Origin of the sequence: uncultured Brachyspira sp. (assembly GCF_944388875.1) — a bacterium.
GTDB lineage: Bacteria > Spirochaetota > Brachyspiria > Brachyspirales > Brachyspiraceae > Brachyspira.
Genome location: NZ_CALXKQ010000048.1, coordinates 1 through 22,838, shown reverse-complemented (window position 1 = coordinate 22,838; position 22,838 = coordinate 1). Strand labels below are relative to the sequence as shown.

The window sequence follows — 22,838 nt, the reverse complement described above, 5'->3', positions numbered from 1 at the left end:
GAATGTAAATCTGAAACTACTGCGACATCTGAGCTTGGAAATCGTGGTTTCTAATCTAACCATACTGGAATGTAAATCAATGTGTTAGGGTTTCGGCACGCGGGGGCTTAGTAGTTTCTAATCTAACCATACTGGAATGTAAATGTTATTTCTAAAGACGGAAGAGTACCATTAAAAATAGGTTTCTAATCTAACCATACTGGAATGTAAATTATAATTGTTTTTGGTATCAATCAATTAAAGGACTTGTTTCTAATCTAACCATACTGGAATGTAAATCATTATCATTTTTTAGCACTTGGGATAACTTATAAGTTTCTAATCTAACCATACTGGAATGTAAATACAGGCTGGTGCTGGTGCTGTAGTTGGTACTAATTTGTTTCTAATCTAACCATACTGGAATGTAAATTCCTAAAACTTATATTGAAGACTTTAGGAATGATAAGTTTCTAATCTAACCATACTGGAATGTAAATATCACAGGTCTTGGCAATGTTACTTTTGACCTTCCTGTTTCTAATCTAACCATACTGGAATGTAAATTTTCGTCAAGATATTTCTTATGAAGTTCTGTTAAACGTTTCTAATCTAACCATACTGGAATGTAAATATTGGCTTACTGAAAACGGTAGGATAGATTTATCTAAGTTTCTAATCTAACCATACTGGAATGTAAATATCATAATTAGTATGTTCTAACAACATATGCCATAGGTTTCTAATCTAACCATACTGGAATGTAAATAAGAGAATAACATGATAATGCGGTCTTTTAGTCTTTGTTTCTAATCTAACCATACTGGAATGTAAATCTTGACCCCCCAGCTAAAAAGGAGTAAAAACATGAAGTTTCTAATCTAACCATACTGGAATGTAAATCAATAGGAATACCCACAGGATCGCCTAATTGTTGAAAGTTTCTAATCTAACCATACTGGAATGTAAATAAATATTTAGGCGGTATGACTATGAATATACTAAACAGTTTCTAATCTAACCATACTGGAATGTAAATGCAAAAATGGGATTATGGAGCAATAAGTTTTGGAAAGTTTCTAATCTAACCATACTGGAATGTAAATATTTTTGAAAAAAATAGGCTGTCAATGCGATATGTTGTTTCTAATCTAACCATACTGGAATGTAAATTTACTCTTCTTTGAACTGCGTTGTCTTCTCTTTCAAGTTTCTAATCTAACCATACTGGAATGTAAATCCAAGTACCTGGCTCACCTTCTGTTAGAATTGATTTTGTTTCTAATCTAACCATACTGGAATGTAAATTTTTGGAAAAATGATAGGAGCATAATATATGGTAAGGTTTCTAATCTAACCATACTGGAATGTAAATATACTTTTTTATTTTTCTTTTTGAGATAATATTCATTGTTTCTAATCTAACCATACTGGAATGTAAATACGCGTTGCTAAATCCTGCTTGCTTTTGCCCTCAACGTTTCTAATCTAACCATACTGGAATGTAAATGAGAAAACTTTTACTTGAACATTGTCTGTATTAAGGTTTCTAATCTAACCATACTGGAATGTAAATATAGATGAATATTATCCAAAAGAAAATATAGAATTAGTTTCTAATCTAACCATACTGGAATGTAAATTCTGAACGATTTACGCCATTTGAACGATTTACGCCAGTTTCTAATCTAACCATACTGGAATGTAAATCTTTTTTTTATTTAGAAAAATCAATTAATTCAGTTTCGTTTCTAATCTAACCATACTGGAATGTAAATTAGTGTGATTTAAGGAACTCAATGTACCTTGTTCCAGGTTTCTAATCTAACCATACTGGAATGTAAATTAGTGTGATTTAAGGAACTCAATGTACCTTGTTCCAGGTTTCTAATCTAACCATACTGGAATGTAAATAAAATTATTTAATGGATAGAAATAATAAAAATTCGGGTTTCTAATCTAACCATACTGGAATGTAAATAAATTACTAGGATAGGAGTGTTTTTATGCGTTATAAGTTTCTAATCTAACCATACTGGAATGTAAATTTAATGTTTGTACAAGAGTTATAATCAATTTTCATTGTTTCTAATCTAACCATACTGGAATGTAAATGCATTTTGCAAGTCTTTTGCTCTACGCTGTACTGCTGTTTCTAATCTAACCATACTGGAATGTAAATTAAAATTCTATAAGGAACAAAAAAAGCGTCAATCTCGTTTCTAATCTAACCATACTGGAATGTAAATATAATAAAAGAACAGTTGGTAGTAAAAGCAAATCAGGTTTCTAATCTAACCATACTGGAATGTAAATAAGGAAACAAACCGAGAATAGTTGTTTTTTCTGATAGTTTCTAATCTAACCATACTGGAATGTAAATATCGTTAAACTTTAGTAAGAAACTATAATTATTAGAGTTTCTAATCTAACCATACTGGAATGTAAATATAATATAAAGTACCTTCTGTCATTATATTTTCAAAGTTTCTAATCTAACCATACTGGAATGTAAATTAAATTAAATTAAATTAAAAAATTAAAGACGTATACGTTTCTAATCTAACCATACTGGAATGTAAATATCACTATTTATTACGATTATGAATACAATAAAGTTGTTTCTAATCTAACCATACTGGAATGTAAATTAAGGTCGCTTTACGAGAAGACTTCATGTATTTATCAGTTTCTAATCTAACCATACTGGAATGTAAATAAAAGAATAGCATGATAATGCGGTCTTTTAGTCTTTGTTTCTAATCTAACCATACTGGAATGTAAATCTGTATAGCGTTCATCTGTCTAAAATCGTTAATATCGTTTCTAATCTAACCATACTGGAATGTAAATTGTTTTTTATTTAAGCTTATTACTTTTTGTATATTTGTTTCTAATCTAACCATACTGGAATGTAAATTCATCTTGCTTATTAAATAAGTTTCTGTTCCGCTCTGTTTCTAATCTAACCATACTGGAATGTAAATTCAAATAATTTGATTAATGCCTCTTTTGATTTTCTTGTTTCTAATCTAACCATACTGGAATGTAAATATTTGCAACAAGTGCAAGCCGCACAAAGACAATTTAGTTTCTAATCTAACCATACTGGAATGTAAATGATTTTTGTCTGGGTATGACGAATATTTTTTATAAGGGTTTCTAATCTAACCATACTGGAATGTAAATCATTAGTAAAGGTACTGAATTAGAAATACTTGCTAGTGTTTCTAATCTAACCATACTGGAATGTAAATGATAAATCTATCTGGGGGGCTGTAGTTTGAACAGGTTTCTAATCTAACCATACTGGAATGTAAATTATAGAAGTTTCTTCTTTTTTCTTTTTAATTTCATCGTTTCTAATCTAACCATACTGGAATGTAAATGGCATTACTTCAGGCAAACTTTTTGCTCGTGCTAGTGTTTCTAATCTAACCATACTGGAATGTAAATAATTGATATTCTAAAAACTCTATATAACGAGAACCGGTTTCTAATCTAACCATACTGGAATGTAAATGTCGTAAAATAGTCTCTATCTTTTAATACATACAGTAGTTTCTAATCTAACCATACTGGAATGTAAATGCGGGTAGTCTCTGTCTAACAGGTACTACCCTATATGTTTCTAATCTAACCATACTGGAATGTAAATAACCGTGTTCCTCCATCTTACACTTTGATTTTTTTTGTTTCTAATCTAACCATACTGGAATGTAAATATACTAATAGACAATAAGGGATGGTGTAAAGGAGATGTTTCTAATCTAACCATACTGGAATGTAAATTAAGGTCGCTTTACGAGAAGACTTCATGTATTTATCAGTTTCTAATCTAACCATACTGGAATGTAAATAAAAGAATAGCATGATAATGCGGTCTTTTAGTCTTTGTTTCTAATCTAACCATACTGGAATGTAAATCTGTATAGCGTTCATCTGTCTAAAATCGTTAATATCGTTTCTAATCTAACCATACTGGAATGTAAATACAGGACATACTATTAATTTTAAAGAAAAATTAGACGTTTCTAATCTAACCATACTGGAATGTAAATCTTTAGACAATGTTAAAAGCAATCCTCCTGAAATGCGTTTCTAATCTAACCATACTGGAATGTAAATAAAAATCTGCATTAAACGCTGGTCTCTCTCCATTTTGTTTCTAATCTAACCATACTGGAATGTAAATGCGTTATAAAAACCATCTACAATACTAAAATCCAAGTTTCTAATCTAACCATACTGGAATGTAAATTATTTACTGCCGTTTCTAATTTCTAATTTAGGAGTAAGTTTCTAATCTAACCATACTGGAATGTAAATAAAAGTCATGTGCTTGATGAAGTGCAGATGCATCATGTTTCTAATCTAACCATACTGGAATGTAAATAAATATTCAGGACGTTTTAATGTTAAATCTTGAGGAGTTTCTAATCTAACCATACTGGAATGTAAATATGTTTATTTTAAAATCTTGTAAATTAGGTTTTGAGTTTCTAATCTAACCATACTGGAATGTAAATTAGCATTATTTGCATTAAGCCAATCGACAAAACCAGGTTTCTAATCTAACCATACTGGAATGTAAATTTAATTAAATTAAAATAAATTTTTATCGTAATCAAAGTTTCTAATCTAACCATACTGGAATGTAAATTGTCAAAAATAGTAATTTACTATCTTTTCTTGTTTCGTTTCTAATCTAACCATACTGGAATGTAAATATATACTTTATCACTGTACATTTTTTTAGTAGTATAGTTTCTAATCTAACCATACTGGAATGTAAATATTTATTTAAATTCAATGAATGACACGGCATATTTAAGTTTCTAATCTAACCATACTGGAATGTAAATTGCCACAGAACTATAATAGCAAATTATTTGAATAATGTTTCTAATCTAACCATACTGGAATGTAAATAATTTGAGAATTGAACACGATTTAATATCGTACCCAAGTTTCTAATCTAACCATACTGGAATGTAAATGTTTTTACTGCTGTTCATTATCCTAACGATATTGTTTGTTTCTAATCTAACCATACTGGAATGTAAATACTTTAGCGGATGAAATTAAAAAGAACGGTGGAAAAGTTTCTAATCTAACCATACTGGAATGTAAATATACCAATTATTTTGATCAAGGCTTCTTTTTTTATCGTTTCTAATCTAACCATACTGGAATGTAAATGAAGAGGAAGGTGGTGTATAATGCCTAAAAAAAAGAGTTTCTAATCTAACCATACTGGAATGTAAATGAAGAATGTAAAGGTTGGTTAGAAATCTGAAAACCAGTTTCTAATCTAACCATACTGGAATGTAAATGCGATACACTCTTGATACATAATAGGATATAAAAATGTTTCTAATCTAACCATACTGGAATGTAAATTTAGTTCCAGTTAATGTAAATAATACTGGGGGTGAAGTTTCTAATCTAACCATACTGGAATGTAAATTAAAAATATTAGCAGGTGTAAAAGAAGCCGTTAAAAGTTTCTAATCTAACCATACTGGAATGTAAATGAAGCGTTCACAGACAATCTTCCTGTTTGGAACCCTGTTTCTAATCTAACCATACTGGAATGTAAATTTCCTAAACTGTTAGGATAGGAGTTTTTTATGCGTTGTTTCTAATCTAACCATACTGGAATGTAAATAATACCAATCTTGTTTTATATTTAACCAGATTATAAGTTTCTAATCTAACCATACTGGAATGTAAATCCAAGACGCTCAGGAATTTGAAGACGTGCATCAGTGTTTCTAATCTAACCATACTGGAATGTAAATTTTCTTACAAAAGTGTCATCAATCTGTATTTTGATAGGTTTCTAATCTAACCATACTGGAATGTAAATACTTTACATAGTACTATACAGAGGCACAGTTATGAACGTTTCTAATCTAACCATACTGGAATGTAAATGTAACAAAATATTTAATTATGTTATAGAAAATAATAGTTTCTAATCTAACCATACTGGAATGTAAATTACGACCAATATTGAGTTTCAAAATCTTTTATCACGGTTTCTAATCTAACCATACTGGAATGTAAATTTTTTTGAGTGTCTCTCACTCATTGTTTATATATATGTTTCTAATCTAACCATACTGGAATGTAAATATCATAATTAGTATGCTCTAACAACATATGCCACAAGTTTCTAATCTAACCATACTGGAATGTAAATAAAGTAGTACCAGTACTACCAGTAAAATCTCCAACAGGTTTCTAATCTAACCATACTGGAATGTAAATATACCCAAGAAGGATAAATAATTTTCGTAAAGAAAAGTTTCTAATCTAACCATACTGGAATGTAAATAACTCTCTTACTCCGTTATTATCCCAGACGTATTGCGTTTCTAATCTAACCATACTGGAATGTAAATTTTTGAGCCTTAGTTAATTCAGTATCTGCAAGTATCGTTTCTAATCTAACCATACTGGAATGTAAATATAACGTGAAAAAGTCAAGACTTTTTCGATAAAAAGTTTCTAATCTAACCATACTGGAATGTAAATCAAAAAGCGGGCGTTTATACTACAAAGTGTTTGAACGTTTCTAATCTAACCATACTGGAATGTAAATATTTTTAAAAAAATTAGTATGTCTTTAAAAAAACAAGGTTTCTAATCTAACCATACTGGAATGTAAATCTATAACTAAAAAATCCTCTTCAACATCTCCTACATGTTTCTAATCTAACCATACTGGAATGTAAATTGATAACGGGTTTCGTAAAACCAATCATCAAGAAAAGTTTCTAATCTAACCATACTGGAATGTAAATGAGTTATTCTATTAGAATAATGTTTTAATAAATTAAGTTTCTAATCTAACCATACTGGAATGTAAATCTTCTTCTAGTGGTGCTTATTTTGTTTCTAATTTAAGTTTCTAATCTAACCATACTGGAATGTAAATTGTTTTGTTTATATACATAGTATACACTATTTTAATGTTTCTAATCTAACCATACTGGAATGTAAATAAGATATATACAGACTGGATATTAAAAGCAGGACTGTGTTTCTAATCTAACCATACTGGAATGTAAATGTTAAAAAATCAGAACTATACTGTAAAAGTACTAAAGGTTTCTAATCTAACCATACTGGAATGTAAATGGGAACGCGTTTGAACTAGGACACTATGCTGGAAGAGTTTCTAATCTAACCATACTGGAATGTAAATGATTCTTTTACATATTCGTCGTCTAGTGTCCATGTCAGTTTCTAATCTAACCATACTGGAATGTAAATGGCTCTTCAGCTCTATAGCGAAAACCATCACCAGATGGTTTCTAATCTAACCATACTGGAATGTAAATTGCTTTTTACAAAATGTTAATGCTAACGATATAGTAGGTTTCTAATCTAACCATACTGGAATGTAAATGTCAGAAGTACTATTATTATATAAGGAGATAAAAAAGTTTCTAATCTAACCATACTGGAATGTAAATTTTTTTCATTTCATCATTTAAGTCTTTCGCTATTTCGTTTCTAATCTAACCATACTGGAATGTAAATTTTTTGTATTGCTCCCAGACTGTGTTTCTCCATCTCGTTTCTAATCTAACCATACTGGAATGTAAATTCTGAAAACAATTCTTTCTTCCGAGAACGACGGTGAGTTTCTAATCTAACCATACTGGAATGTAAATATTTTTTTTGCTGTATATCCAGAGGTATAAAATATAGGTTTCTAATCTAACCATACTGGAATGTAAATTTTGATTTCTTTCCATACTTTTTTGTACGTCTTGTGTTTCTAATCTAACCATACTGGAATGTAAATGTTTATATCTCATAAAACTATCATAGAAATACGCATGTTTCTAATCTAACCATACTGGAATGTAAATTACAGGCGGATGCTTTCGGGGGAATGGTAGACGTCTGGTTTCTAATCTAACCATACTGGAATGTAAATGTTTATATCTCATAAAACTATCATAGAAATACGCATGTTTCTAATCTAACCATACTGGAATGTAAATTACAGGCGGATGCTTTCGGGGGAATGGTAGACGTCTGGTTTCTAATCTAACCATACTGGAATGTAAATTAGATATGCTTGATAAATTAAAAAGAAAACAGGCTAGTTTCTAATCTAACCATACTGGAATGTAAATAAGTCTCCTCTAAACTTACTTGTAGCAACGCTATGTCGTTTCTAATCTAACCATACTGGAATGTAAATGTGGAGAGGTATCAAAACGAGCGATTAACCATTCAAGTTTCTAATCTAACCATACTGGAATGTAAATTAAATGACGAGATAGCAAAAATCAGATTTCAAACAAGTTTCTAATCTAACCATACTGGAATGTAAATAACTTAAAATTAAGAGAAACTACAGCAAACACAAATAGTTTCTAATCTAACCATACTGGAATGTAAATAACTTTTTCTTAAAGTCTCCGTGTAGTACTCTGTTTGTTTCTAATCTAACCATACTGGAATGTAAATTCATAAGTTTCAGGTGGTACAGTATCTTGTTTTATAGTTTCTAATCTAACCATACTGGAATGTAAATTTATCTGCTTCTTTAAGTTGTCCAAATATCTCACCGTGTTTCTAATCTAACCATACTGGAATGTAAATGTAAACTGTCTGCCAACGACAAAACCAGCCGATTTTAGTTTCTAATCTAACCATACTGGAATGTAAATCTCTTTTCCTAGACCTTTTGAACAGATTAAAAACGGGTTTCTAATCTAACCATACTGGAATGTAAATTTTATTTCCGAACCAGGACTTATAGATCACCATTAAGTTTCTAATCTAACCATACTGGAATGTAAATCTGCATTGCTAGGTGTCCATCTTGGTACGTCTTGCTCGTTTCTAATCTAACCATACTGGAATGTAAATGGTGATACTATAAAAATAAGTATAGAGAACGTAACCGTTTCTAATCTAACCATACTGGAATGTAAATACTTGGTTGCCCTGAGGACTATCAACTGTACTGCTAGGTTTCTAATCTAACCATACTGGAATGTAAATCTCCTTTGTTGTCATTCCTGCCCTTTTGAACATATCGTTTCTAATCTAACCATACTGGAATGTAAATCTCTCTCGCAGTTGCTAAATCATTTAGATATAAATAGTTTCTAATCTAACCATACTGGAATGTAAATCCCAGATACTTCGGTCTTTGTAGTGTTTCGTCTACGTTTCTAATCTAACCATACTGGAATGTAAATAAAAAATAAGTATCTATATTATAAAGCTGTCTATTTGTTTCTAATCTAACCATACTGGAATGTAAATATAAATGAATGTATAGATTTTTTAAAAGGAAAAACAGTTTCTAATCTAACCATACTGGAATGTAAATTATTTACAAGATAATAATATCAGGCAAACAAGTCAAGTTTCTAATCTAACCATACTGGAATGTAAACATATATTTATAGTGTATAATTTTATAGCAAAGTTTTAGTTTCTAATCTAACCATACTGGAATGTAAATACATTCTCATCAATCTTTTTTGAAAACCCAAAAGGGTTTCTAATCTAACCATACTGGAATGTAAATAAAAATAATAGCCTTGTTCTTTCTGATTTTCAAAAGGTTTCTAATCTAACCATACTGGAATGTAAATGAACGTGCTTTATTTCTCTGCGTCTGAAACGCTTTAGTTTCTAATCTAACCATACTGGAATGTAAATATTTTTTAAGAAAATAGGCTGTCAATGCGATATGTTGTTTCTAATCTAACCATACTGGAATGTAAATTTATTTCTTCTTCATCTTTTACTTCGTACCAATGCTGTTTCTAATCTAACCATACTGGAATGTAAATAGTAAAATTAGCGGAACTTCAAAAAAGCAAAGCTATAGGTTTCTAATCTAACCATACTTGAATGTAAATTTCGATGCTGTAGCTCCTTTCTCTAGTCTTTCTTGGTTTCTAATCTAACCATACTGGAATTTAAATTTATTTTATCATATTAAAATCCCATTCTTTTTATAGCTTCCTAAATTGAACAATATCTAATATTTACAACTTTCAAATCTATATTAGAAATTACTTATAATTAATATAAACAAATAAAAATTTAATAATTCATTTTAAAAAGTATAAAAAATGTATTATATGTATTATATATTAATTTACATTTAATTTACAATATAGTATTTATTGTAAAATTTGTTTAAACAAACTTTACAAAAGTACGATAATATGTTATACTTTAAATATAAGGATATGATACATACCTCTTAAAGAAAATAAAAAAGGAGGAAACTATATGAAAAAACTAGGAATTATAACTTTAATATTTAGTTTTATTATGAGTGTTAATCTTTACTGCTTTGATTTAATTGAAGATACATTTGATTTTATCTTTGATGATTTAGCTAAATTAATAGGTGTCGTTATTATATTAGCAGCTGCAGTATACTTCTTAAAAAAGTATATAAAAAAAAATAATAGCTCTGATAATTAATATTTATATGTAGGGGGAAAGTAAAAATGAGAAAATTAGGGCTTATAACTTTGATATCTTCTTTTATTATATCAGCCAATCTTTATTGTTTTGATTTAATGGATGATGCTTTTGATTTTATTGAGGATATAGGAAAGTTAGTTATAATACTTTTAATGATACTTCTTGTAATGTACTTTATAAAAAAGGGATTAAAAGATGTATTAAATGATGACAGAACATCAGGAAGAATAAAAAAATATAGAGATAAAGATTATGATGATTATGATGACAGAGATTACAGAAAAAACAGAGTAAGAGATGACAGAGATTTAAGAGATAATAGAAACTACAGAAGAAGAGATGATGATTATGACGATTATGATGACAGAAGAAGAGATTATGATGATAGAGATTATGATGACAGAAAAAATAATAATTCAAGAAGAGATAAAATAATGGATGACAGACAATATGAATATGATATGAGGGATTATGAGAGAAGAGAGAAAAGGCTTCCTAATAATATAAAAGATAATAATAGAATAGATGAAAGAGAAAATGATTCTAGATACGAAAAAGTTTATGAATTAAAACCTGAATATAAATTAAAGTCTGATAATAATAAGAGGATAAGATAATTATTTTTAAGATAAGGAGGTTATATGAAAAATAATATAATGTCAAAAAAAATTATAGTCATTTCTGCAGCGGCTGCTTTAATTGTTTTACTATTAATAATAGCAGGCAGATTTTTCGGCATGAATTCCTATATGTTTTACCTACTGTATAACTTAGATGATGCAGCAGAGATAATATTAAAATTAGGTATTTTTGTTGCTTTAATATCAGTATTAATAGCATTTTTAATTAAGTCATCAGATAAAAAAAATAATAATGATAATTCTGTAATAAACAGAGAAGATAATGCTGAAGAAAAAAACAGCATTAAATCAGGAAAATTATGGCTTATACCAGTAATAGTTACAGCAGCTGTAATATTATTATTATTTCTTGCTCCAAGATTTCTAGGCATGGGATATTATGGAATGTATATGTTCCATGGCTTGGATGACATAGTTGAAGGATTTTTTCAATTAGCTATTAGCATTGCTGTTATAGTATTTTTGGCTGTATTTTTCAAGAAAATATGGAATAAGCTTTAAAATATTTATTCTAAGTATAAAATAAGGGTAGAGTTTTTTTATCTCTATCCTTTTTTATTTTTTAATTATAATTATCCTTACCATACAAAATTTATGTACAATATTTACATACTGATAGATAAAGAATAATAAAAATTAAAAGTTATTTCAATGATATAAAAAAATATTAAGATGCAAAATAGTATTTATACTTAAATAAAATAGATAAACAAAGAATGTATAATTTAATAGTAAATAAAAATACTATATTCGATTTGATTCACTTGACAAATATTATTTTTATGCTAAAATTTATGTAGAGGGAATTTATATAATTTCCGAAAATTCTAATTAAAAAAGGAGGGATTATGTATTCTAATAACACAAAAGAAGAAAAAAAATTACTTAATCTCGCTTTGAAACATAGAGAAGAATTAACTCAAAATGATTTTAATACTATCGTAAGTTTTTGCTATAGCAGAATAGCTCAAAAAGAAATTAATAATTCTATAGAAAAATATATAACTCCTACATATAACAAAATAATCAAAAGAGCAATAGAAAAGTAGTAATATGTCTAATAATAAAGATAATTCTAGTAAAGAACAAAACCAAAACATTATTAATAAAAATGATAAAACCTCATCTATACATAGTCAGATAGAGAGATCTTTGTCTATGATGATATCATCTTCAAATCCTATATCTAAATTATCTGAAAAAAATATAGATAATATGATAGAAGCTGAAAAAGAAAGTATCAAAATAAAACATGAAGATAAAAAAGATGAAAGGAAATTTATTTTAATATTAGTAATAACTTTAACTGTACTTTTTGCATTATTAATATTATCAATACTCATTATTTTTAAAGATAATATTGAATTTTTAAAAATAGTTATTCCTCCAATTATAAGTTTTGCTGTAGGTACTATAGGCGGAGGATTTGGCGGATATGGTGTAGGTTATAGAAAGGGTAAAAATTCTGATGAATAATATTTTTTGAATTTGTATTATTTTTTTCAATTAGGAAAATAAATGCTTGTAAGTTTTAGTGCTAAGAACTATAAATCATTTTATGATGAAGTTACTCTTGATATGCGTATAGAAGTTAATGACAGCAACAGAGAGGAAGTTGAAAATAATCCGTTTGTATACAAAATAAATGATGATTATATATCCAAATTATGCATACTATACGGACATAACGGAAGCGGAAAATCTAATCTATTAAATGCTATAATGTATTTATTTGCTATAAATATTTATGAGGATATTGAAGATTATTATAAAGAATTATTTATACCAAATATGATTTATGGTAAATATGAAGATACTAAATTTACTTTAGAATTTTATAATTATAAAAATGAACTATATCAATATATTATAATACTTGATAATAAAAAAATAAAATATGAATTATTAAAAAAAATGAAAATACAGTTTTTAAAAGAGAATTGAATTTAATTATTGACGGAATAGATATATTTAAAAATAAAGATGGAATACCTAATAATAAATCAGTAATATCTTATTTTAATAGTGTCGACAGTTACAAAGAATATGTAAAAAATTACATATTAGATTTTGCCTATAATTTTTTATTTAATTTAATTAAAAAAGAATACACCGATAGATATTCTTTTTTACCTATGGGCAATATATATTCTAATTTTACTGAATACAAAATTTGGGGATTATATAAAAAACTTATTTCTCTTGCTGATGTAGGAATAGATGACATAAAAGCAGTAAAAAATAATAGTCATAATAAGTACAATAATCAACTAGAACAATTTTTAAATGAACTCAATGAATATAAATTTATATCTTTCCATAAAGATTATGAAGATGATTTTAGTAAAGTGGAATCTGATGGCACTAAAATATATGCTAATAATCTATTTGATATATTATCATCTTTAAAACGAGAAAGTTTATGTATATTAGATGAATTTCAAGGTGTGCAGTCTGAACTTTTAGAGCTTGTTATAAGTTTATTTCAAAAAAATATGTTTGAAGATTTAGATAATCCTGAATCTCAATTAATATTATCAACACATGATACAAATTTAATGTGTTTAAAAAATACATTGTTAAATAATTATTGGTTTTTAAACAAAGAAGATAATAAAAGCGAATTATATTGTGCTTCTGACTTTGAAGATTTAAAAAGAGAAGATTTAGAAAAAGAGTATAAAAAAAATAACCTGAAAGCAAAATATAATTCCAGATTATTTGAAGTTCCTTCAAAATTTTTTATTAATGATGAGGAATAATAAATGAGAAAAATAAAATTGTTAAATAATAAAAAATATTATTTATACTGTTTTTCTACAGGGGCTACTGAATTAGTTTATTTTAATAAATATGTTAACGAAATTCTAAAAGACAAAATAGATTTCTCTCCCAAAAAAGAGTTGATAACACAAATAAATCCTAATATAAGAAATCAAAATAAAGATTATTTAATCAAGGATATAATAGATTATATTGATAAAAGAATACCTAGCAATGAATATGGTTTAGGAAAAATTATCGCTATTATAACAGACTGCGATAAAACTGATCCAAAAAATATTAATGATTTAAGATTGAGATTTCAAAACAAATTTAAAGATAAAACTTTATTTATACTTAATTATCAGGCATTGGAAAGCTGGCTTGAATATTATTACAATAAAAAAACTAGTAAAGAACAAATGAAAAGAGATGTTATAGAACATTGGAATAAAATATTTCAAAACGATCATAATAATGCTGTAAATAAATATTTAAAAGAACATAATCAAAAAATTCCTACGTCAATAGATAATTATTCAAATATAAATACTAAAAGCTATTCAGATTTCCCTTATGCTTTTCAATATTTAGAAGAATTAAAAAATCAATAATCAAAAGCATCCTCATCTATATCAATATAATTTCCAGTATAATTAGCTTTTTCTTTAATAAGCATTAAACGTTTAGGTATCTCCATTAAAAAAGATGAAGGCATCTGCTCCATTATTCCAGTATTAACTCTTCTCCTCTTTGAATAAGTTAAATAAAGTTTTCTCTTAGCCCTAGTTATTGCCACATAAAAAAGTCTTCTCTCCTCATCAATGCCGCCTTCCTCTTCAAGCGAGAAATAATGAGGAAACACCTGATGCTCTAACCCTGTAATGAATACAGCATCGAACTCTAATCCCTTAGCATTATGAACTGTCATTAATGTAATAAAATCTTCTTTTTCATCATTTGTATTTAAATCTCTGTATAAAGCGTTCTCTTCCAAAAATGTTATAAGCGTTGCATTAGGTTCTGTTTCTTTATAATCATAAAAACCTCTGAAAAGCTCTTTTATATTCTCTTCTGCTGTAATTATTCTATCGTTTCCATCGCTTTTAAATATTGAAAAATAATCTATTTCTTTTAAAAAGTCAAAAAACATACTTTCTATATTTATACCTTCTTCATTTACAATATCATTTTTTATTTTTAAAGCATATTCATTTATTATATATTTATACGCTTTTATGTTATTAACAGCTTTTTTGCTTAAATCAGAATCTTCTAATATATCAATGGCATCAAATAAAGACATCTTTCTTGAGTTTGCAAATACTTCAAAGTTGGAAAAAGTTTTATCTCCTACGGCTCTAGGAGGAGTATTTATTGTACGTCTTACACTGAAATTATCACTAAATCCAGTCATAAGTCTTAAAAAAGAAATAGAATCTTTTATCTCAATACGTTCAAAAAATCCTACTCCTCCTACTATTTTATAATCTATAGAATGAAGCCTTAATTCCTTTTCATAGGCTCTTGACTGACTGTTTGTTCTAAATAAAATAACAATATCCTTTGCATCAAAACCATTATCAAATAAATATTCTATTTCATTAACAACGCTTCTAGCCTCTTCCAAATCGCTGTAGCAAATCCAATTTTCTATTTTAAACTCATTAGGTTTATTAGAAAATACATTCTTTTCATGTCTGTTGCTGTTATTTTTTATGACGCTTAATGCAGCCTCTACTACATCCTTAGGACATCTGTAATTTTCTTCAAGACGCACTATCTTTGTATTAGGATAATCCTTTTCAAAGTCAAGTATATTCAAAACATTAGCACCCCTAAAAGCATATATACTCTGATCATCATCTCCGACAACGGTTAAATCATTTCCTGCATCTTTTGTCAATAGCTTAATAAGTTTATACTGCTGAGGATTAGTATCCTGAAACTCATCAACTAAAATATATTTAAGCCTATTTCTATAATAGTTCAAAACAGTATTTTCCTGTTCAAATAATTTTATTGTATTTAGTATAAGATCATCAAAATCCATTACATTTTCATTAAGTTCATATTCAGTATATTTTTTATAAACATTCTCAAAAATATCTCTGTCATAAATAATACCGTCATCCATTTCATTTTTTAAAGCAGAAATAAATCTCATAATCATTTTAGCAGATATATTTTTTGATACTTTCTCTTCTTTCATTATTCTTTTTACAATGGATAACTTATCTCCCTCATCTAAAATAAGAAAATTAGATTTATATCCCAAACGGTGTGCATTCTCTTTTAATATTCTTAAACATGCTGAGTGAAAAGTTCTTATAAATAATCTGCTGGGCTTAATATCTGGAAGAAGACTGCATACTCTATGCTTCATTTCATTAGCTGCTTTATTAGTGAAAGTTACAGCAAGTATATTCTCAGGAGGCACTTCAAGTTCATTAATAAGATATGCAATTTTTCTAGTAATAACCAAAGTTTTTCCGCTTCCTGCCCCTGCTAAAAGAAGCAAAGGAGTTCCTGTATGCAAAATTCCTTCCTTTTGAACTTCGCTGACATTTTCAAGTATATCCATAAATTATGCCTTTATTAAAAATAATTTTTCTAATACAAAACTATACCCAAAATAGCAGAAATTATTATGATAGCTAGTATTGGAACTTTTTTTATTTTTAAAAATATTGATAAAACAAATATAAATACTCCTATAGGACTTATGTATTTAAAAATATTCTGAATAAAATCAATATTTCTTAATATAGAAGTTTCTGTAAGCTGAACAAAAAATGCATCTTTAGTGAAAGTTACAACGGCAGAACCAATCAAAGCAACAGCACATACACGCAAAGCATTCATTATACTGTTAAACTGCTCATTATCTTTTAATGAATAGAAAAATTTAGATACAGCCATAGTAATAAAAAAAGCAGGAAAAAATATTCCAAGCGTTGCAACAGATGATCCTAAAACACCAGCAACCTTATACCCCACAAAAGTAGCAGCATTAATGGCAATAGGTCCTGGAGTTATCTGCGATATTGCAACAAGATTAGAAAACTCAGCAGAAGTAATCCATCCGTACTGCTCTAATATTCCAAGAAGTAATGCTATAATAGCATATCCTCCTCCGTAAGTAAAAAGTCCGAGTTTAGCAAATATATAAAAAAGTCTGACATAAATCATGATACAAAATCCAATAATTATTTTTTATTTAAAACATATTTATTTAATAAGAAATACAGCCATCCTATTAATGCAGATAAAAGAAGAGTATATATAACATTGAAATTCAAAAATACAACTAATATAAAACTTAATATAAATATAAAAACAGTAAACTTATCCTTCATAACCTGTTTTCCCATACCAAAAGCAGATAAAAGTATAAGCCCCGCAATAGCACCTCTAATACCCAAAAAAGCCTTATGCACATACTCAGCATTTTGAAATCTCTCAAATATGGGAGCTATCATAAGTATAATTATGAAAGAAGGCATCATAACTCCGATACTAGCCATTATACCTCCGAAAATGCCAGCCACTTTAAATCCTGTAAGAAGCGAAGAGTTTACAGCTATTACCCCAGGTATGCTTTGGGCTAAGGCAAATATATCTATTATTTCATCTTTGGTTAAAAACTTTCTCTTATTTACAAACTCCTCTTCCATTATAGGAAGCATTGCAAGTCCGCCTCCTATTGTAACAAGCCCTATATAAAAGAAAGAAAAGAACATTGTATACCAAGAAGGTTTTTTATTGTTTTCTTTATTTTCCTTATTTTCACTATCCATACCATATTCCCAATAATTTTTTTTATGTAATAAGCTATATCATACCAAAATTATTGTCAATAGAAAATATAAAATTTAAATAGTAATTGATTTTTAATGAAAATAGCTATATTATTTGTATATACAGTTATTTTTATTTTTTACTTATTTTAATTTTATTTATTATATTAATATATATATAAATTGAATAATAGGAGATATGTATGGAATATGATGTAGAGTATTTAAAAAATCAAACATCCGTAAATTATGACAAAACATTATGTTATTGTAAGAATGTATCATATAGAACTGCATATACTGCTATAGCAGAAAATAAACTTACATCTCTTGAAGAAGTTGTTGAAAAAACTGCGGCTTCTACAGGATGCGGAGGATGTAAAGATAGAATTTTAAGTTTAATAGAGTATGTTAAAACAAATAATTATGAACCTTTAAATTTTTAATATATAGGATGAAGTTATGATTAGTGATAAGGTGCTTAATGCTTTAAAAGAACTTAATATAGAATATAAAGAGTTTGAAGAGGCTGGAGCTACAAAAACTGTAGAGGACGCCGCAAAAACATTAAATATAGAAAAAGGACAGGTTGCCAAGTCAATTTTAGTAAAACCTTCTAAAAAGAACTTTGCCATGATCATAGCTTCAGGAGATAAAAAAATATCCTCAAAAAAAATGCGTACATATTTCGGATGTAAAACAAGTTTTGCAAATGCTGAAGATACATTTAATTTGACAGGCTTTACATTCGGAGGGGTATGTCCTTTTGGTATTGATAAAGATAAAATAGATATATTAGTTGATAAAAGTATGTCCCGCTTTAATGATCTTTATATAGCATGCGGAAGCGACAGTTCTCTTGCTAAAATGAGTTATGATGAAATACTTAAAAAAATTTCTAATATAGAAGTGGATTTAACAGAATATTAATATAAAAAATGCCGCAGAGATTATTATCTACAAGAACTTCAAAATATAATATAGTATGCTATTTATTATACGATTTTTATCATTAAAAGTTCCTAATAATTTATTTTTTAATTAAAAAATTGCCGCAGAAATTATTATCTAATTTCTACGGCATTTTTTGGAGTAAGTATGATTCAAAAAACTTTATGAATGGCTAGGTTTAAAAAAGTTAAGTCTTAAAGCATTAGTAACTACAGAAACAGAACTTAAACTCATAGCAAGAGCTGCAAATATAGGATTTAAAAGCAAATCCTTACCCATAATAGCAACTAAAAAATCACCTATAGAAGAAGCTATTAAAGGCTCTCTAAATACATGCAAAACTCCAGCAGCTATAGGTATGCCTATAACATTGTAGCAAAAAGCCCAAAAAAGATTCTGCTTAATATCTCTCATAGTGGCCTTGCTCAATTCTATTGCAGTTACTACATCATTTGTATTTGATTTTACCAATACTATATCAGCACTTTCTATAGCAACATCAGTACCGCTTCCTATTGCAATACCAACATTAGCCTGAGTTAAAGCAGGAGCATCATTTATACCATCTCCCACCATAGCGACAATGTTTCCTTCGTCCTGAAGTTTTTTAACCTCTTTTGATTTATCTTCTGGAAGAACTTCTGCAAATACTATATCAATACCAGCTTCTTTGGCAACTGAATTGGCGGTATTTTTATTGTCGCCTGTTATCATAGCTGTTTTTATACCCAATTTATGAAGTCTTTTTATTGCTTCAATGCTTTCTTGTTTTAATTTATCAGCACAAGCTATAACACCCAAAAGTTTATTATTATATGCAACATACATTGGAGTTTTACCATCTTTTGAAAGGCTTTCCATATATGAATGATAATTTTCTGTATTTATATTTTCTTTATTCATAAGTTTATCATTGCCCATTAATACTTTTTTATTATCAATAAATACTTCTATACCGAAACCAGCTATGGCTTTAAAATTTTCTATATCAAGAAGTTTAATATTTTTTTCTTTAGCCTCTCTTACTATAGCCTCTCCTAATGGGTGTTCGCTTCCGTTTTCAGCACTTGCCGCTATTAAAAGAAGTTTATCCTTATCATCAGAAATAATATCAGTAACATAAGGCTTACCCTCTGTAAGAGTACCTGTTTTATCGAACATTACAGCATTTATTTTTTGAGATATTTCTAAGGCTTCCGCATTTTTAAAAAGTATTCCAAGCTCAGCACCTTTTCCAGTACCAACCATTATAGCAGTAGGAGTAGCAAGCCCCAAAGCACAAGGACAAGCTATAACAAGTACAGACACAAATACAGTTAAAGAAAATACAAAATTATGCAAAGCTATAAACCATATAACAGCTGATATCAAGGCTATAGTAATAACAGCAGGTACAAAGTATGAAGACACAACATCGGCAATATGTGCTATAGGAGCTTTTGAACCTTGTGCATCTTCTACAAGTTTTATAATCTGGGCTAATGCCGTATCAGCACCAACTTTCTGAGCCTTAAACTTAAAACTTCCAGTCTTATTAATTGAAGCACCAACAACTTTATCGCCTACACTTTTTTCAACTGGTATGCTTTCCCCTGTAAGCATTGATTCATCTACGCTGCTGTATCCTTCTATAATCTCCCCGTCAACAGGTATCTTCTCACCGGGGCGTACTAAAACTATATCATTAACCTTTACTTCTGAAATTTTTATCTCTTTCTCTTCGCCGTCTTTTATTATAGTTGCAGTTTTTGGCTGAAGTCCCATAAGTTTTTTAATAGCCTCTCCAGTCTTTCCTTTGCTTCTAGCCTCTAAATATTTTCCGAACTGAACTAAAGTAATTATAACGGCAGCAGACTCATAATAAAGATTTTCACCATGAGGATTAAGTCCCATAAATGCCAAAACTGTAGAATAAATGCTGTAGGTAAATGCAGCAGTTGTGCCTATTGCTACAAGCGAGTCCATATTAGGTGAGCCTCTGAAAAGTGCAGGGAATCCTAATGTATAAAACTTATAGCCTGATATCATAACAGGTACGCATAAAAGTATAGCAGCTATAGAAAAAACCTGCGGATTAATATGATGAACCAAAAAGCTAGGTATTGGAAACTTTACTATGCTAACCATCGGTGCCATAGATATATAAAAAAGAGGTATAGAAAATATGGCAGATACTATTAATCTTATTTTCTGCTCTTTTATCTCTTTAGCCTTTCTCTCGGCAGGGTCTTCCTCCTTGCCTACTACCTGATATCCAGCCTTTACAACTACATTAACTATATCATTATATTTTAACTTTTTATCGTCAAAATTAAGAACAGCTTTTTCTGTCGCTATATTAACATTAGCTTCTTCTATGCCTTCAGTTTTTTTCAATGCCCTTTCCACTGCCCTAGAACAAGCAGCACAATGCATTCCGCCTATTCTTAAAGTCATTTTCATAATACGAAACCTCTTTAATTAGTAATTATATAATAGCAATTATTATATATTACATAAAAGTTAAATCAATCTAACAATATCAATTATATCATAACATCATATAAATTTCAAGTAGGTATATAGGGTATATTTAATTAATGTATATATTAATATTTAGTATTGTCTGCACACCATCAAGAATAAATTAATAAGCAATCAAATATTAAAATGCATTCCCAACCCTATAAAGAAATCAAAAAATAAACATAGGGATAACGATATAAATAAAAGGCATTCAAACCCTAAAACGCAACCCCATAACTAAATAGCAATAAAAAAGATAACGAATAATAAAAAGCGACCCCAGAAAATAAAAGCAAACCCAGAAAGTAAAAAGTATTCCCCCAAGAATAATAGCGAGCCGAAGCCATCAAATAAATTTATTTATTTGATGTTTATAGGCGTAGGCGAGCTTAACAGTAATAAAAATTGTTTTTTGCCCTACTTTTTGTACGAGCTGTACCACCAACCCTCACGGTACCATCTTACCTTATCAAACGCCCTCTATAGGTGCGGTTTTTTACATTTCATTACACCAAAAAGAACGAGAAGAAAAGAAATCAAATATTAAAAGATAAAGTTAGAACCATAGCGAAAACAAATATAAATAAAAGGCATTCAAACCCTAAAATGCAAACCCAAAAAATAAAAGTAAACCCTCAAGATTGTAAATGTTTTTTGTTTTCCTTTTTTGACAAAAAAGGAAATGTGCTTTTTCGCGAAGCGTATCCGAGTTTATCGAGGATATAAGGTTCTTTTTTTGCACAAACAAAAAAAGAACGAAGAAAAAATATCTGATATTAGAAAACACCCCCATAACTAAAAAGCAAAAGAAGAAGAAAAGAAACCAAATACTAAAAGACAAAGTTAGAACTAGAAATCTAACAAATATAAATAAAAAGAAACCCAGCCCTATAATTAAATATACCCTAAAAAATCACAATCCTAACTCACTTAACTCATTAGCTTTTCTTCTGCACTCATCAGCTTCAGAATATCTTTTTAATGAGGATAAAACTTCAGACTTGCATCGATAAAGCTCACTGCTAGGCTTTAACTCTATGGCCTTATCATAGCATTCTATAGCTAAGTTAGAATATTTTCCTATGTCATAAATACTACTATATGTATCAACTAATTTACAACAAGCATCAGCTTTGCCTTTATAGGCTTCCATATCATTAGGATTTAACTCTATCATCTTGTCATAGTATTCTATAGCTAAGTTATAATATTCCCTTCTGTCATAACTATTTTTATCAGCTAAAGTTATGTATATTTTGGCTTTGCCTTTATAGGCTTCTGCATAATTAGGATTTAATTCTATTATCTTATCATAACATTCTATAGCTAAGTTATAATATTCCCTTCTGTCATAACTATATTCATCAGCTAATTGATTTAGGAACTCTATTTTTTCTTTGTAGCTTTCTATGTTTTGCGGATTAGCTTCTATCATCTTACGGCAGCATTCTATAGCTAAGTTATAATATTTTTCTCTATTAGAACTAGAATTAGATTTATCAGCTAATTGATTTAAGAACTCTATTTTTTCTTTGTAGCTTTCTATGTTTTGCGGATTGGCTTCTATCATTTTATCATAGCATTCTATAGCTAAGTTATAATATTTTTCTTCGTTATAACTATTTTCAGCCGCTTCAGCTAATTGATTTAAGAACTCTATTTTTTCTTTGTAGCTTTCTATGTTTTGCGGATTAGCTTCTATCATCTTACG

The 22,838-nt window shown here is 28.6% G+C and carries 14 protein-coding genes, 1 pseudogene and 1 CRISPR repeat array; of the genes and pseudogenes, 10 read left to right on the top strand and 5 right to left on the bottom strand.

Annotated elements, in window-relative coordinates:
• Positions 1-46: 46 nt before the first annotated feature.
• A CRISPR array of direct repeats spans positions 47-9,953; the repeat unit is 31 nt; unit sequence GTTTCTAATCTAACCATACTGGAATGTAAAT.
• A 313-nt stretch (positions 9,954-10,266) separates the two neighbouring features.
• The 8 genes from Q0J69_RS14195 (at position 10,267) to Q0J69_RS14160 (ending at position 14,485) form a co-directional block, all read left to right on the top strand.
• Positions 10,267-10,464, top strand: a complete 198-nt coding sequence (locus Q0J69_RS14195; RefSeq protein WP_297208582.1) for a hypothetical protein — start codon at positions 10,267-10,269, stop codon at positions 10,462-10,464.
• A gap of 26 nt (positions 10,465-10,490) precedes the next feature.
• Positions 10,491-11,084: a hypothetical protein gene (locus Q0J69_RS14190; protein ID WP_297208581.1), complete on the top strand. Its 594-nt coding sequence runs from the start codon at positions 10,491-10,493 to the stop codon at positions 11,082-11,084.
• Between the two features lie 24 nt (positions 11,085-11,108).
• Positions 11,109-11,609, top strand: coding sequence for a hypothetical protein (locus Q0J69_RS14185; protein ID WP_297208579.1), 501 nt, complete (start codon positions 11,109-11,111; stop codon positions 11,607-11,609).
• 347 nt (positions 11,610-11,956) lie between these two features.
• Entirely contained in the window at positions 11,957-12,157 is a 201-nt protein-coding gene (locus Q0J69_RS14180) for a hypothetical protein (protein ID WP_297208578.1), read from the top strand.
• A 4-nt stretch (positions 12,158-12,161) separates the two neighbouring features.
• Positions 12,162-12,584 (top strand): hypothetical protein, encoded by a 423-nt coding sequence (locus tag Q0J69_RS14175; RefSeq protein ID WP_297208577.1) that lies wholly within the window; start codon positions 12,162-12,164, stop codon positions 12,582-12,584.
• Positions 12,585-12,626: 42 nt separating this feature from the next.
• Positions 12,627-13,052, top strand: a complete 426-nt coding sequence (locus Q0J69_RS14170; RefSeq protein WP_297208576.1) for an AAA family ATPase — start codon at positions 12,627-12,629, stop codon at positions 13,050-13,052.
• Entirely contained in the window at positions 13,049-13,870 is an 822-nt protein-coding gene (locus tag Q0J69_RS14165) for an AAA family ATPase (RefSeq protein WP_297208575.1), read from the top strand. The genes Q0J69_RS14170 and Q0J69_RS14165 overlap by 4 nt, the downstream gene beginning before the upstream one ends.
• A 3-nt stretch (positions 13,871-13,873) precedes the next feature.
• The gene (locus tag Q0J69_RS14160) at positions 13,874-14,485 is read left to right on the top strand and encodes a hypothetical protein (RefSeq protein ID WP_297208573.1); all 612 of its coding nucleotides are present in this window, start codon (positions 13,874-13,876) and stop codon (positions 14,483-14,485) included.
• Here Q0J69_RS14160 and Q0J69_RS14155 read toward each other — a convergent pair.
• Genes Q0J69_RS14155 through Q0J69_RS14145 form a run of 3 tightly spaced genes read right to left on the bottom strand, consistent with a single transcriptional unit; the run spans position 14,479 to position 17,671 of the window.
• The gene (locus Q0J69_RS14155) at positions 14,479-16,455 is read right to left on the bottom strand and encodes a UvrD-helicase domain-containing protein (protein WP_297208571.1); all 1,977 of its coding nucleotides are present in this window, start codon (positions 16,453-16,455) and stop codon (positions 14,479-14,481) included. The two genes, Q0J69_RS14160 and Q0J69_RS14155, sit on opposite strands and share 7 nt — an antisense overlap.
• 29 nt (positions 16,456-16,484) lie before the next feature.
• Positions 16,485-17,063: a chromate transporter gene (locus Q0J69_RS14150; RefSeq protein WP_297208569.1), complete on the bottom strand. Its 579-nt coding sequence runs from the start codon at positions 17,061-17,063 to the stop codon at positions 16,485-16,487.
• Between the two features lie 17 nt (positions 17,064-17,080).
• A complete protein-coding gene (locus tag Q0J69_RS14145) occupies positions 17,081-17,671 on the bottom strand; it encodes a chromate transporter (protein WP_297208568.1) in 591 nt (196 codons plus the stop codon).
• Positions 17,672-17,874: 203 nt separating this feature from the next.
• Here Q0J69_RS14145 and Q0J69_RS14140 point away from each other — a divergent pair, with 203 nt between their 5' ends.
• Positions 17,875-18,117: a (2Fe-2S)-binding protein gene (locus Q0J69_RS14140; protein WP_297208566.1), complete on the top strand. Its 243-nt coding sequence runs from the start codon at positions 17,875-17,877 to the stop codon at positions 18,115-18,117.
• Positions 18,118-18,136: 19 nt separating this feature from the next.
• Positions 18,137-18,601, top strand: coding sequence for a YbaK/EbsC family protein (locus tag Q0J69_RS14135; protein WP_366030665.1), 465 nt, complete (start codon positions 18,137-18,139; stop codon positions 18,599-18,601).
• Between the two features lie 183 nt (positions 18,602-18,784).
• Here Q0J69_RS14135 and Q0J69_RS14130 read toward each other — a convergent pair whose 3' ends face one another.
• Both Q0J69_RS14130 and Q0J69_RS14125 read right to left on the bottom strand, forming a co-directional pair.
• Positions 18,785-21,064, bottom strand: coding sequence for a heavy metal translocating P-type ATPase (locus Q0J69_RS14130; RefSeq protein ID WP_297208563.1), 2,280 nt, complete (start codon positions 21,062-21,064; stop codon positions 18,785-18,787).
• A 976-nt stretch (positions 21,065-22,040) separates the two neighbouring features.
• Positions 22,041-22,838: pseudogene (locus Q0J69_RS14125) on the bottom strand (hypothetical protein); the annotation flags it as partial.